Here is an 11,892-nt window from a genome sequence, read left to right on the forward strand (position 1 = left end):
CGATAGACAACCATGAATACCTACCGCCTCGACCTCGTCCTGTTCTTTATCATTACACTCCTCGCAGAAATCCTCGGCACCCTCGGCGGATTCGGGTCCTCCATCTTCTTCGTTTCGTTCGCGCAGTTCCTTTATGATTTTAAAACAGTGCTCGTCCTTACCGGAACGCTTCATATTTTTAGCAACGTCTCTAAACTGATCCTCTTCCGGAAGACCATCGACTATAAAGTGCTTCTCTGGCTTGGGGTGAGCAGTGTGCTCCTGGCCATCGTGGGGGCTTACCTCACCAGCGTCTTCAGTTTCAGCTACGCCAAGATCATTTTGGGATTGTTCCTGACCGGGCTCAGCACGTTGCTCTATTTCGCGCCCGGCTTCTTTATCCCGCCCACGAAAACAAATTCCATTCTCAGTGGCAGCCTTGCCGGTTTTCTCGCCGGCTTCGTCGGCACCGGCGGGGCGGTGAGAGGGCTGGCCCTGACGTCATTCAACATGGATAAAAACTTCTTCGTGGGAACGTCTGCCGCCATCGATTTTGGCGTCGACCTCAGCCGGACGCTGATCTACCTCGACCATGATTTCCTCCAGGCTCAATATCTCATCTATATCCCCCTGCTCATGCTCGCCGCCGGGTTGGGTTCGTATCTTGGAAAAGTGATGCTGAACCGCATAAACCAAAATCTATTTCAACGGATCGTTCTGGTGCTGATCTTTCTAACCGGCGTGTCGATGCTGGTGCAAGAAGTGTTGGTCCGGAGCTAAGCCTTCATTGCTCCATTACTCCCCACACGCTCCATAATATCCTGCATCATCTCGATCTGGACCTTCTGGATTTGGATGAGCTCGTGTTGTTGGTGGATCATGAGGTGATCGATCTTCTCGTGCAGCACCCTGATCTCGAGCTCCGATTTCAGGTTGATCATGTAATCTTTCTTTGACCGCTCGCGGTCCTTTTCCTCCTGCCGGTTCTGGCTCATCATGATCAGTGGTGCCTGCAATGCGGCAACACAGGAGAGGATGAGATTCAATAGAATAAACGGATAGGGATCGAACGAACGATTTTGAAACCAAAAGGCATTCAAAACAATCCAGCCGGCGAGGAACATAAAGAAGGTGATGATAAACTTCCAACTGCCGCCAAAAGCCGCTATACGGTCTGCCATTTTCTGACCCGTCGTCAAGGGCTCATCCTCATTCAACTTGTCGGTGAGGGTGTCCTTATTCTTTAAAGCTTCCAGCACGGTGGCCTCCAATACGGACAATTCGCCCACTTCCTTTGCCAGGTAGCCCGCGATATATTTCTGACGGTAGATGTTCAGCTCCGTCAACGCGCAATAACCACCCGCCTTGAACTGGGGGTGTTGCGCCTGCATGACCGACAAAACCGGCGACTGGATGGTCTTTGCGGAGATCTTCTCACTCACTGGAAACTCCTTGCGGGAAAGATCGCTGATAAAGGTGTCCATAGATACAATACCTGATTTAAGCAAAGATACCTGTCCCGGCCCCAGTAGCCGGCTGACAAAAATCAGGTTTTGCCATGGCAATCGTCACCTATGAAAGATCCACCGGCCGATACTTTTATAACGGAAAATCATTTAGGGCAAAACCGATCAATGTTTATGCAAATAGAAAAATTCAGTTACGACAACAAGATCGTGAAGGCATTCATGATCGCCACCGTTGTGTTTGGACTCGTGGGGATGCTCGTCGGGTTAACGGCCGCGATACAACTGGTGTACCCGGTCTTCAACTTTGACCTGCAGTACACCACGTTCGGCAGGATCCGGCCGCTGCACACCAACGCCATCATTTTTGCTTTTGTAGGCAATGCGATGTTTGCCGGTGTTTACTACTCCATGCAGCGCCTGCTCAAAACCCGGATGTTCAGTGACAAACTCAGCTGGATCCATTTTTGGGGATGGCAACTCATCATCCTGGCTGCGGCCATCACCTTGCCGTTGGGCTACACCACGTCGAAGGAATATGCCGAACTCGAATGGCCCATCGATCTTGCCATCACCGTCATTTGGGTGGTGTTCGGCTGGAACATGATCGGCACCATCATCAAACGCAGGGAGCGGCACATGTATGTGGCCATCTGGTTCTACATTGCCACGTTCATTACGGTGGCTGTGTTGCACGTGGTGAACTCCTTCGAGATCCCTGTAACATTCTTCAAGAGCTATTCATGGTACGCCGGCGTGCAAGACGCCCTGGTGCAATGGTGGTATGGTCACAATGCGGTGGCTTTCTTTCTCACCACTCCTTACCTGGGTATGATGTATTACTTCCTGCCGAAAGCCGCTAACCGGCCGGTGTACTCGTATCGCCTTTCTATCATACACTTCTGGTCGCTCATCTTCATTTACATTTGGGCCGGCCCCCACCATTTGCTTTACACTTCCCTGCCCGATTGGGCACAGTCGCTGGGAGTGGTCTTCTCCATCATGCTCATCGCCCCGTCGTGGGGTGGCATGCTGAACGGATTGCTCACGCTGAGAGGGGCCTGGGACCGCGTGCGCGAAGATCCCGTTTTGAAATTCATGGTGGTGGCCGTCACTGCCTATGGCATGGCCACCTTGGAAGGCCCACTGCTGTCCTTAAAGAACGTGAACGCCATCGCGCATTTCACGGATTGGATCGTGGCCCACGTGCATGTGGGTGGATTGGGATGGAACGGCTTTATGATCTTTGCCATGCTGTATTGGATCACCCCGCGCATGTGGAACACCAAGCTGTATTCCACACGGTTGGCCAACACGCACTTCTGGCTGGGAACACTCGGCATCATTTTCTACGCCCTCCCCATGTATGTATCGGGCGTTGTACAAAGTCTCATGTGGAAAGAATTCAACCCCGAAGGCTTCCTCGTGTATAAAAATTTCCTGGAGACTACGATGGCGATTCTGCCCTTGCATGCTTTGCGTGCCACCGGCGGTGCATTATATCTGACCGGCGCGTTCATCATGACCTATAACCTCATCAAAACGGCCTATGCCGGAAGTTTTGTGGCCAACGAAGATGCCGAAGCTGCTCCGCTAGAGAAGGCCTATATCGCGACGAGTGGCGGATGGCATCACCGGTTACTGGAACATAAGCCCGTCATTTTTACGGTGCTCACCCTGGTGGCCATCCTCATTGGCGGGGCGATTGAAATGATCCCTACGTTTCTTATCAAATCCAATGTGCCTACCATCACCAGTGTTAAGCCCTACACGCCCCTTGAACTTCATGGACGCGATATTTATATCCGCGAAGGCTGTGTGAATTGTCATACCCAGATGGTGCGCCCTTTCCGTTCGGAGACCGAGCGCTATGGCGAGTATTCGAAATCAGGAGAGTTTGTCTATGACCACCCGTTCCTGTGGGGCTCGAAGCGCACGGGGCCGGACCTCGCACGCCTCAATGGAAAATATTCCAACACGTGGCACTACAACCACCTGTTGGCTCCCGACGCTGTGTCGACCGGGTCGATCATGCCTGCCTATCCCTGGTTGTTTGAGCAGTCCATTCAGAAGGAGCTGACTCCTGGCAAAATTTCCGCGATGCGAAAAATTGGTGTGCCGTATGAAGCCGGCTATGAAGAAAAAGCCAACGAAGAACTGGAGCAACAAGCCAACGCCATTGCCGCCACGCTGAAAACCGACGGCATCGAAGTGGCCGACGATGCCGAGATCGTCGCCCTCATTGCCTATCTGCAACGACTGGGCAAAGACATCAAAGTGGAAACGGCTAATCCGACGTTGGTCAGTGAAACCCCTAAAAATTGATCTCCTATGTATAAGAATGTTCTTCAAAGCATCGATAACATCGCCATCTGGCCGGTCATATCGTTTGTCATCTTCTTTGTCTTCTTCCTTTGCTTGTTGTGGTGGGTGTTTACGGCCGACAAAACGATGCTCCGGAAAATGAGTGAGCTGCCGCTTGAATCCACCGACTGCAATACAACACCATCCGAAACCCCGGTATCATGAAAAAGATCACATTTCTTCTCGCCGGCCTCCTGGCATTCACGGCGGCGCGGGCACAAGAGCCTGCAGCGAAAACATTTTGGGACGACCCCGTGAACAATCCGGCAACACCGATCTACGTGACGGCAGCCCTTGTCTTTATCGTTTTCTTGCTGGTGCTCACCGTCTCCATCATGATGCTGCGGGCATTTCATATGCTGATCGAGCAAACCGAAAGGGCTAAAGCCCAGTCGATGGGTGTGGCCTACACACCGCGGCCGTCGTGGTGGTCCACCCTAACCCAGAAGCTAAACGACTCCGTTCCCGTGGAACGCGAACAGGACATCGACATGGGCCACAGCTTTGATGGCATCCGTGAATTGGACAACCACTTACCACCCTGGTGGAAATGGCTTTTCTATGGCACGATCGGTTGGTCTGCGGTATACCTCGTCGTGTTTCATCTTTCATCAAGTCTCCCCTTATCTCAAGAGGAATACCAGAACGAGGTGGCTGTAGCCGAACTGGAAAAGCAGAAATTGCTGGCTTCCCAACCCGAATCGGTGATCGATGTCGATAAACTGGAGTACACCGCCGACGCGGGCATCATCGGGAAAGGGCAAAAAGTGTTTCAGGACAATTGCGTCTCCTGCCACCGGAAAGACGGCGGCGGCAACACCATCGGTCCGAACCTTACCGACGCCTATTGGCTGCATGGCAACGGCATCAAAAATGTCTACACCACGGTGAATGGTGGCTTCGTAGAGAAAGGCATGCCGGCGTGGGGAAAAGCCCTCAGTCCTTCGGAAGTGCGCGATGTGACCTTCTTTGTCCTCAGCCTGCAAGGCACCAACCCTCCCGACGCCAAGGCACCGCAGGGAGAATTGGCAAAGCCCGAGGCATCACCAAAAACCGACAGCCTGAAAGTGAGCGCGTCCCTATAAATAAAAAACAAAATGAAAACCGACGGTCTAGACCTCTATCAGTATGAAGAAGAGTTCCGCAACAATATTGCCACGGTTGACGAAAAGGGAAAGCGCATCTGGATCTATCCCAAAAAGCCATCGGGCAACCTGCATACGTGGCGCATCGTAGTCTCGGTAGCCTTACTCGCCCTTTTATTTGGCGGCCCCTTCATGACCCTCAACGGCAAACCTCTGCTCCTGCTGAATTTCTTCGAGCGGCGGTTTGTGATCTTTGGCCAGCCGTTCTGGCCTCAGGATTTTGTGCTCCTGGCCATCACGCTGATCACGTTTTTTGTTTTTATCATTTTGTTCACTGTGGTCTTTGGCCGCATCTGGTGCGGATGGCTTTGTCCACAAACGCTCTTCATGGAAATGGTGTTCCGGAAAATAGAGTATTGGATCGAAGGCGATGCTCCTGCCCAACGCCGTCTGGACCAGCAGCCCTGGAACATGAACAAAGCCTTCAAAAAAGTTTCCAAACATGCGATCTTTATCATCATCTCGCTTCTCATCGCCCATACGGTGATGGCCTATTTGATCGGCGTCCCGGAAACGTATAAGATCATTACGCACTCTCCCCTTGAAAATCTTTCCGGTTTCATTTCGCTCGTTGTTTTCACCGCCATCTTTTATGGCGTATATGCCAAGTTCCGCGAACAAGCCTGCATCGCGGTTTGTCCCTATGGCCGGCTGCAAGGTGTGTTGTTGGTGAAAGACTCCATCGTCGTAGCCTACGATTGGCTTCGGGGCGAACCGCGCGGACACATCAAGAAAGCCACTACGGCGACCGCGCCGAAAGGCGATTGCATCGATTGTAAATTATGCGTCCACGTGTGCCCAACGGGCATTGATATCCGCAACGGCACGCAACTCGAATGCGTAAATTGCACCGCCTGCATCGATGCCTGCGACGATGTGATGTTGAAGATCGGGAAACCCAAAGGATTGATCCGTTATGCCTCGTACACCTCCATCAAGGACGGCGTGCAAAAACTTTTTACCTCGCGTGTGATCGGCTATTCGTTCGTGCTCCTGGTCCTCGCCGGGATCCTGGCCTTTACCCTGGCCACGCGCTCTGACGTGAAAACCACGGTGCTAAAAGTTCCGGGCACGCTGTATCAAAAAACGCCCGACGGTTTCATCACCAACCTCTACAATGTTGAATTCCTTAACAAGACGTTCGACGACATCCACCTGGAGACCCGTGTCGAATCTCCCGCCACGGCCGTGCTGGAGAAAGCGGACGGCAAGGAAATCATCATCCAGGCCGAGGGCATGGTCAAAAATATTTTCTTTATCAAGATCCCTGAAAAAGATGTCGTAAGCGCCCGCACGGTCGTGCGCTTGGGTATTTATGAAAATGGAAAACGTATCGAAACGATCAAGGTAAAGTTCATCGGTCCGGTAACTAAATCGTCGGACATGAACAGCCGGCTGAAAGATGAGCAACGCGACTAACCTAAAAACAAAAATCGTATGAACTGGGGTAAATCCATCGTCTTAGCGTTCGTCCTGTTTGCCGCCTTCATCGGCGTGCTGGTGACGGTCTGCATACGGCAAGAAGTAAGTCTGGTATCAAAAACCTATTACCAGGAAGAACTGGATTTCCAAACCCAGATGGATCGCCAGCGAAACACGGAGGCTTTAATCGATAGACCAAACATTCAAGTTGGCGAGGACCGGTCATTGAAGATCACCTTCGCCGGATTCTCCCAACTTGAAAAAGGCCGTCTCAGCCTCTATTCTCCCAGCGATGCCACGCAGGACAAAACTTTTTCGCTCCAGCCGACGAACGCACCCGATCAAACTTTTTCTATCGGGAGCCTGAAGAAGGGAAAATACATCGCGCGCATGACCTGGACCATGCACGAGAAAGAATTCTACTACGAAACGATCCTCTATCTCTGATATGTGGTACACGGCATTATTGATCGGTCTAACCGGAAGCCTGCACTGCGCCGGCATGTGCAGTCCGTTGCTGATGGCGGTGACCAACCTAACCCCGGCAGTGGCCTTGAATAGGGTATTGTACAACGGGGGCAGGATTCTAACCTATGGTCTATTGGGCGCAGCCGCCGGTAGCGCGGGGTCTCTCTTCCCGGTTGCCCGGTATCAAAATATAATATCCATCGCGTTTGGGATCATCCTGATCCTGGCTGCCGTTCTTCGAATAGACCACTTCAACGTTCCCGTCCTGATGAAGGTCGCCACTGCTATCACCGCCTGGATCAAATCAAAATTCGCTTTCTTCTTAACCCGGAAAAGCTCTCCCGCCATCTTCCTGATGGGCATGCTAAACGGCTTTCTTCCCTGTGGCATGACCTTGCTGGCCCTCGGCTATTGCATGATGCTTAACGGTCCGGTGGATGGATTTAATTTTATGGTGCTGTTTGGAGCCGGTACGTTGCCGGTCATGATCGGGCTTGCTCCTATGATATTGCTGGCGATAAAGAAATCTAACTTGAGCATCCAAAAGGCCACGACAAGTCTCATGATCCTTTCCGGTGTGATCCTGATCGCAAGGACCTTTATCCACGCCGGCATCGAGGCGGGTCAGCACCATGGCGAAATGATCGACATTGTGCTGTGCCGCTAACGGGCAACGTTCCAACGGACTACTTTCTCGAGCTTAGATGGCGACTTGATCTTTATTTTCCCTCCCTCGATCTCGATCAGCCCCTCCTCCTTAAAATCCGATAACACACGAATGACGGACTCCGCCGCGGTGCCCACCATCTTGGCCAGGTCGTCGCGGGAGATCTGAATGTTCTCCTGGTTGTCTTTGAGCTGGATCGCCTTAAGTAACGCATCGGCCGTACGCTGTCGCACGGAGTTATAGGCCAGGTTCACCAGTTGGTTCTCCTTCTCCGCTACTTTCTTACACAACAGCGAGATAAAGCTTGCCGAAACGTCGGGACTCTGCAACAGGGTCAGGAAGTCTTGTTTGGGGATCACCGTCAGCTCCGTGTCTTGCATGGCAATGGCCGACTCCTGGTAGAGTGTGCCTTCCAGTATCGGCTCAAAACCAAAAAAATCGTTGGCATTGACCAGCGCTGTGATGAGCTCCTTGCCATCCGGATGACCTTTGAATATTTTAACATTGCCGGATTTTACGTAGTACACATTTAAAGGCGTGTCGCCTTCGGCAAAGATCTCGCTCTTCTTTTTAAATGATTTTGTCTTCTTGTCTTTGCCCAGGTCTTTCATGTCTAAGACCTGGCGGGCATCTTTCATAAACTGATCGAGCCCCGCAGCAGTCGATTCGTATAACGCCCGTTGCATGTCGCTTTTCCGGAGCCTGGCTTCGATGGCGTTCAACAGGTCGGTGTCGTCAAAGGGTTTCGTCAGGTAGTCATCGGCGCCGAGGTTCATTCCTTTGCGGATGTCGATCTTTTCGGTCTTTGCCGTGAGAAAAATAAAAGGAATGCTTGCGGTTTCCTCTTTCTTATTCAGAATGTGCAATACACCGTAGCCATCCAGCTCCGGCATCATGATGTCGCAAACAATCAGATCCGGTTTCTCTTTTTGTGCCAGCTCAACCCCCACTTTGCCATTGGGTGCCGTTTTCACATCATAGCCGGCAAGGGCCAGGATTTCGGATGTGTTCTCCCTGACGTCGGGGTTGTCTTCAATCAAGAGGATCTTTTTCATTTCGGTAGGGGGTTCGTCGAGATTGGGATGGTCACTTTAAAGAGCGTTCCCTTGTTGTATTCGCTTGAAAAAGAAATACTGCCCTGCAACAAGTCGATGTATCGTTTCACAATGTTCAACCCCAACCCGGTGCCCTGCACGTTGCCGGCGTTGCTGGCCCGGAAGAAACGTTCGAACATGTGCTTCTGATCTTCTTCCGGTATGCCGATCCCCTCGTCCCGAACTTCAAAGAGCACCGATCCCTGCAGGTCCCGGCAAGTAATGTAGATGGATTTGTTCACATCGGAATACTTGCTCGCGTTGGTGATCAGATTGAACAAAATGTTTCGAAGGATCCGGGCGTCGCACACTATTTCTGAGGCATTCATCTTACAATCCAAGATAATTTGTTGCCCTTCTTTCAGTATCCCGTTCATCTCCTCCTTGACCTCATCCAAAAACTCCCGCGGACGGATCGTCTCGTTCATCACCTCCACCTTCCCTTCTTCCAGTTTTCCCAGTGAAAGAAAATCATTCAAAATTCCCGTCAGCTGATTCACCGACGATTTGATGCGCAGAACATGTTTGTTGATCTTGTCTGACTCGCCCCGCTCATTGTATTGATTGATGAGAGACGCCGAACTCAGCACCGTACTCAACGGTGTGCGGAATTCGTGGGAGGCGATGGAAACGAACTTGGTCTTCAACTCATTCAATTCCCTTTCTTTCTCCAGCGACTTCCGTACTTCTTCCTCCGCCTTCTTTCTTTCGATTACTTCCTCCTCCAGTTTCAAAATGAAGTTGTTCAGGGCCTCCGTCCTCATCTCCACTTTCTTTTCCAGTTCCACGGCATAGACGATCAATTGCTCCTCGCTTCGTTTCAGCGCGTCCTCGGTCTTTTTGCGCATGGAAATATCGCTGATGAAGGCCATGACCAGCAACTCGGATTTGACCTTGGTAAAGCTCAACGAAATTTCCACCGGAAATTCGGAACCATCCCTACGCAAGGCCGTCAGGTCGCGGCCCGCACCCATTCGCCTGGGGAAAGGATTGGAATTGAACGCACTTCTGAAATTCACGTGCCCGTTCCGATAGCGCGCCGGCAACAGTTCCTCCAGGGTCAACCCGGTGAGCTCATCGGTAGCATATCCGAACAACTGTTCCGCTACCGGGTTGGCCACCACGATCTTCCCCCGGGTGTCGACCATGATAATGCCTTCCGACATGCTCTGAAAAATCTCACGAAATGCTTCATTGGTGATAAGGCCTGTGTGTGGTGAATTACCCATATGCGCAATTTAAGATCGGCGAGGCTATGATTCATGACAAAAGTCAGTTTTTTCCTTGACTTTCATCCAAAAAAAATGTCCCGCAACATCGTAGGTTGCAATGAGAATTTTCATTTTATCACGCTATGACCAAGGGCATACTTTGCACGATCGACTTCTCCGAAGCCTCCCGGCAGGCGCTCAAATGGGCGGTCCAATTTTCGAAAACGCAAGGCAGCGACCTGACCATCTTGTATACCTACCGGCTCACCAAAAACATGACTGGCGAAGTGGTGGTGTGGAAAAAAATGATGGAGGAAGAGGCATTACAAAAATTCGCGGCCTTTGAAAACGACTACCTGAAGGGGGCTGGCGTAAAATACGATTTCAAAATTGAGGTCGGCTTCGTGGCCGACCGGATCGAGGACCACACCCAAAAAAGTGAAATCAGCTTTCTGGTCATGGACAAAAACATGTGTTCCCAGAGCAAGGATACATTCGATGACCTGATGGAACATATGAACGTTCCCCTGGTGATTGTCCCTTAATACCAAAAGTTCTCCCGAACAAGCACTGCCGCTACGCAAGCTCTCTCAGCAAATCAGCCAGGTCAAGGGCATGGGTGAACATGTTGATCGTTCCATCCGGATGATAGGTCCAGCGTTCCTTTGGTCTGTCCCAATAGAGTTCTACTCCATTGTTGTCCGGGTCATTTAAATAGAGCGCCTCCGACACGCCGTGGTCGCTGGCGCCTGTAAGCGGGTAGCCGGCCTTTCTCAACCGGTCGTAAATAATGGCTAAATCTTTTCTTGTCGGGTAGACAATGGCAGTGTGAAAAAGTCCCACGCCATCTCTTTTTGCCGGTGGGGCATTTTTGCTGTGCCAGGTATTTAACCCGATGTGATGGTGATATCCGCCGGCGGAAATAAATGCGGCTTGATCGCCATAGGTCGTCGTCAGCTCAAAGCCGAGAAGATCGCGGTAGAAGCCGAGGGCTCGCTCAATGCTCGAAACCTTCAGGTGGACGTGCCCAATGCGGGTCTGGGGTGGTATGGTATATTCCTGGCTCATATAAATCTGATCAATCTTATTCCTGTAAGTTAAGAAGTCACGGGAATATTCCCTTTGCCTTATGGATTAGGATGATCGATGGCCAATAAAAAAGCCCGACCAGGCCGGGCTTTCTGCATTGAAAATCTCGCGTCTATTTTGGCGCCTGGTTGCTATTAAATATATCCTTATACATTTTCCATCCCTCCTTCGTCTTCTTCCACAACACCATGTATTTTCCTTCATCATACAATTTTCCATTGGCGTCGAACATTTGGGAAAGACCTTCCTCGGTCACATATTCAATGCCATCGCCATAGACATTGGTCGTGGTGAATTTTCCACTTTTTAATCCCACCACTTCATAGCCTTCCTTAAAAAACTTTCCAATCGCCGCGCGGCCACAAAATGCCGTCGGTGCCGCCCCCGGCACGAAGAGACAAGCATCCTCGGTATACAGGTTCACCAGCGACCCGTCATTTTTTGCGTACAAGACAAAATATTTTGCATTGCTTTCCGCGATCGCCTTCTTTGCTTCATCCAGCGAAGCCTGCTGTTTGGATTGTCCGGCACAAATCGTCGCTGAGATCGACATGACCAGCAACATCGGATAGAGTAATGTCTTCATGATTTTCTTGGGTTTATGGACAACAAAAAACTGATGCCCTAAGCTGCGCCGAATTGCAGGGCGACCTTGGGGATCTTATTGAATAACTGATTTCTCATTTCGTTGGCGTTTTCCAGTGCTCGCTTGCCCGCAGCCGTCAGGAGAAATACGCGCTTTCTCCGGCCGCCCCGTTCGCCGGTGGGGTCGCTCATTTTGGATTTCAACAATCCCTTTTCCTCCAGGCGGCTCAGCACCGTATGCACGGCGCTGATGTTGAGATCCCGGCCGGTCTGGTTCTTGATCTCATCCATCACGGCAACACCGTAGGCGTCCTGATACAAGATGCCCACAACGAGCAACACGATCTCTTCCAATTCTCCCAGGTATGTTCCTTTCATAATCGACACATAAAAATTATTCTC

Annotated in this window: 14 protein-coding genes; 8 read left to right on the forward strand and 6 right to left on the reverse strand. The window is 51.2% G+C overall.

Going from position 1 to position 11,892, the window contains the following annotated elements; genetic code table 11:
* Nucleotides 1-12: 12 nt before the first annotated feature.
* Nucleotides 13-759 carry a sulfite exporter TauE/SafE family protein gene (locus D4L85_RS30535; RefSeq protein WP_119757916.1) on the forward strand — a complete coding sequence of 249 codons (747 nt, stop codon included), beginning with the start codon at nt 13-15 and terminating at the stop codon, nt 757-759.
* Here the strand turns inward: D4L85_RS30535 and D4L85_RS30540 are convergent.
* The gene (locus D4L85_RS30540) at nt 756-1,463 is read right to left on the reverse strand and encodes a DUF1003 domain-containing protein (protein WP_119757917.1); all 708 of its coding nucleotides are present in this window, start codon (nt 1,461-1,463) and stop codon (nt 756-758) included. The genes D4L85_RS30535 and D4L85_RS30540 overlap by 4 nt on opposite strands.
* Before the next feature lie 156 nt (nt 1,464-1,619).
* Here D4L85_RS30540 and ccoN point away from each other — a divergent pair, with 156 nt between their 5' ends.
* Genes ccoN through D4L85_RS30570 form a run of 6 tightly spaced genes read left to right on the forward strand, consistent with a single transcriptional unit; the run spans nt 1,620 to nt 7,511 of the window.
* Nucleotides 1,620-3,770, forward strand: coding sequence for a cytochrome-c oxidase, cbb3-type subunit I (gene ccoN, locus D4L85_RS30545; protein WP_119759007.1), 2,151 nt, complete (start codon nt 1,620-1,622; stop codon nt 3,768-3,770).
* Nucleotides 3,771-3,776: 6 nt separating this feature from the next.
* Nucleotides 3,777-3,974 (forward strand): CcoQ/FixQ family Cbb3-type cytochrome c oxidase assembly chaperone, encoded by a 198-nt coding sequence (locus tag D4L85_RS30550; RefSeq protein WP_119757918.1) that lies wholly within the window; start codon nt 3,777-3,779, stop codon nt 3,972-3,974.
* Nucleotides 3,971-4,894 (forward strand): cbb3-type cytochrome c oxidase N-terminal domain-containing protein, encoded by a 924-nt coding sequence (locus D4L85_RS30555; protein WP_119757919.1) that lies wholly within the window; start codon nt 3,971-3,973, stop codon nt 4,892-4,894. Before D4L85_RS30550 ends, D4L85_RS30555 begins: the two co-directional genes overlap by 4 nt.
* A 12-nt stretch (nt 4,895-4,906) precedes the next feature.
* Complete coding sequence (gene ccoG / locus D4L85_RS30560) at nt 4,907-6,373, forward strand: cytochrome c oxidase accessory protein CcoG (RefSeq protein WP_119757920.1); 1,467 nt, start codon at nt 4,907-4,909, stop codon at nt 6,371-6,373.
* An 18-nt stretch (nt 6,374-6,391) separates the two neighbouring features.
* Nucleotides 6,392-6,823, forward strand: coding sequence for a FixH family protein (locus D4L85_RS30565; RefSeq protein WP_119757921.1), 432 nt, complete (start codon nt 6,392-6,394; stop codon nt 6,821-6,823).
* A gap of 1 nt (nt 6,824) precedes the next feature.
* A complete protein-coding gene (locus tag D4L85_RS30570; protein WP_119757922.1) occupies nt 6,825-7,511 on the forward strand; it encodes a sulfite exporter TauE/SafE family protein in 687 nt (228 codons plus the stop codon).
* Here D4L85_RS30570 and D4L85_RS30575 read toward each other — a convergent pair.
* A complete protein-coding gene (locus D4L85_RS30575) occupies nt 7,508-8,566 on the reverse strand; it encodes a response regulator (RefSeq protein WP_119757923.1) in 1,059 nt (352 codons plus the stop codon). The two genes, D4L85_RS30570 and D4L85_RS30575, sit on opposite strands and share 4 nt — an antisense overlap.
* Nucleotides 8,563-9,834, reverse strand: coding sequence for a PAS domain-containing sensor histidine kinase (locus tag D4L85_RS30580; protein WP_119757924.1), 1,272 nt, complete (start codon nt 9,832-9,834; stop codon nt 8,563-8,565). Before D4L85_RS30580 ends, D4L85_RS30575 begins: the two co-directional genes overlap by 4 nt.
* Nucleotides 9,835-9,959: 125 nt before the next feature.
* Here D4L85_RS30580 and D4L85_RS30585 point away from each other — a divergent pair, with 125 nt between their 5' ends.
* A complete protein-coding gene (locus D4L85_RS30585; protein ID WP_119757925.1) occupies nt 9,960-10,361 on the forward strand; it encodes a universal stress protein in 402 nt (133 codons plus the stop codon).
* Nucleotides 10,362-10,392: 31 nt separating this feature from the next.
* Here the strand turns inward: D4L85_RS30585 and D4L85_RS30590 are convergent, their stop codons facing one another.
* The 3 genes from D4L85_RS30590 to D4L85_RS30600 all read right to left on the reverse strand — a co-directional run bounded on the left by D4L85_RS30590 (nt 10,393) and on the right by D4L85_RS30600 (nt 11,868).
* A complete protein-coding gene (locus tag D4L85_RS30590; RefSeq protein WP_119757926.1) occupies nt 10,393-10,884 on the reverse strand; it encodes a VOC family protein in 492 nt (163 codons plus the stop codon).
* A 133-nt stretch (nt 10,885-11,017) separates the two neighbouring features.
* Entirely contained in the window at nt 11,018-11,491 is a 474-nt protein-coding gene (locus D4L85_RS30595; RefSeq protein WP_119757927.1) for a YybH family protein, read from the reverse strand.
* 38 nt (nt 11,492-11,529) lie between these two features.
* On the reverse strand, nt 11,530-11,868 hold the full coding sequence (locus D4L85_RS30600) for a PadR family transcriptional regulator (protein WP_119757928.1): 339 nt from the start codon (nt 11,866-11,868) through the stop codon (nt 11,530-11,532).
* Nucleotides 11,869-11,892: the final 24 nt, after the last annotated feature.

Source organism: Chryseolinea soli (genome assembly GCF_003589925.1).
GTDB lineage: Bacteria > Bacteroidota > Bacteroidia > Cytophagales > Cyclobacteriaceae > Chryseolinea > Chryseolinea soli.

What these genes read in the sequence shown, in the direction of transcription:
- D4L85_RS30535 (WP_119757916.1), top strand. Translation starts at nt 13, where the DNA reads ATGAATACCTACCGCCTCGACCTCGTCCTGTTCTTTATCATTACACTC.
- D4L85_RS30540 (WP_119757917.1), bottom strand. Translation starts at nt 1,463, where the DNA reads ATGGACACCTTTATCAGCGATCTTTCCCGCAAGGAGTTTCCAGTGAGT.
- ccoN (WP_119759007.1), top strand. Translation starts at nt 1,620, where the DNA reads ATGCAAATAGAAAAATTCAGTTACGACAACAAGATCGTGAAGGCATTC.
- D4L85_RS30550 (WP_119757918.1), top strand. Translation starts at nt 3,777, where the DNA reads ATGTATAAGAATGTTCTTCAAAGCATCGATAACATCGCCATCTGGCCG.
- D4L85_RS30555 (WP_119757919.1), top strand. Translation starts at nt 3,971, where the DNA reads ATGAAAAAGATCACATTTCTTCTCGCCGGCCTCCTGGCATTCACGGCG.
- ccoG (WP_119757920.1), top strand. Translation starts at nt 4,907, where the DNA reads ATGAAAACCGACGGTCTAGACCTCTATCAGTATGAAGAAGAGTTCCGC.
- D4L85_RS30565 (WP_119757921.1), top strand. Translation starts at nt 6,392, where the DNA reads ATGAACTGGGGTAAATCCATCGTCTTAGCGTTCGTCCTGTTTGCCGCC.
- D4L85_RS30570 (WP_119757922.1), top strand. Translation starts at nt 6,825, where the DNA reads ATGTGGTACACGGCATTATTGATCGGTCTAACCGGAAGCCTGCACTGC.
- D4L85_RS30575 (WP_119757923.1), bottom strand. Translation starts at nt 8,566, where the DNA reads ATGAAAAAGATCCTCTTGATTGAAGACAACCCCGACGTCAGGGAGAAC.
- D4L85_RS30580 (WP_119757924.1), bottom strand. Translation starts at nt 9,834, where the DNA reads ATGGGTAATTCACCACACACAGGCCTTATCACCAATGAAGCATTTCGT.
- D4L85_RS30585 (WP_119757925.1), top strand. Translation starts at nt 9,960, where the DNA reads ATGACCAAGGGCATACTTTGCACGATCGACTTCTCCGAAGCCTCCCGG.
- D4L85_RS30590 (WP_119757926.1), bottom strand. Translation starts at nt 10,884, where the DNA reads ATGAGCCAGGAATATACCATACCACCCCAGACCCGCATTGGGCACGTC.
- D4L85_RS30595 (WP_119757927.1), bottom strand. Translation starts at nt 11,491, where the DNA reads ATGAAGACATTACTCTATCCGATGTTGCTGGTCATGTCGATCTCAGCG.
- D4L85_RS30600 (WP_119757928.1), bottom strand. Translation starts at nt 11,868, where the DNA reads ATGAAAGGAACATACCTGGGAGAATTGGAAGAGATCGTGTTGCTCGTT.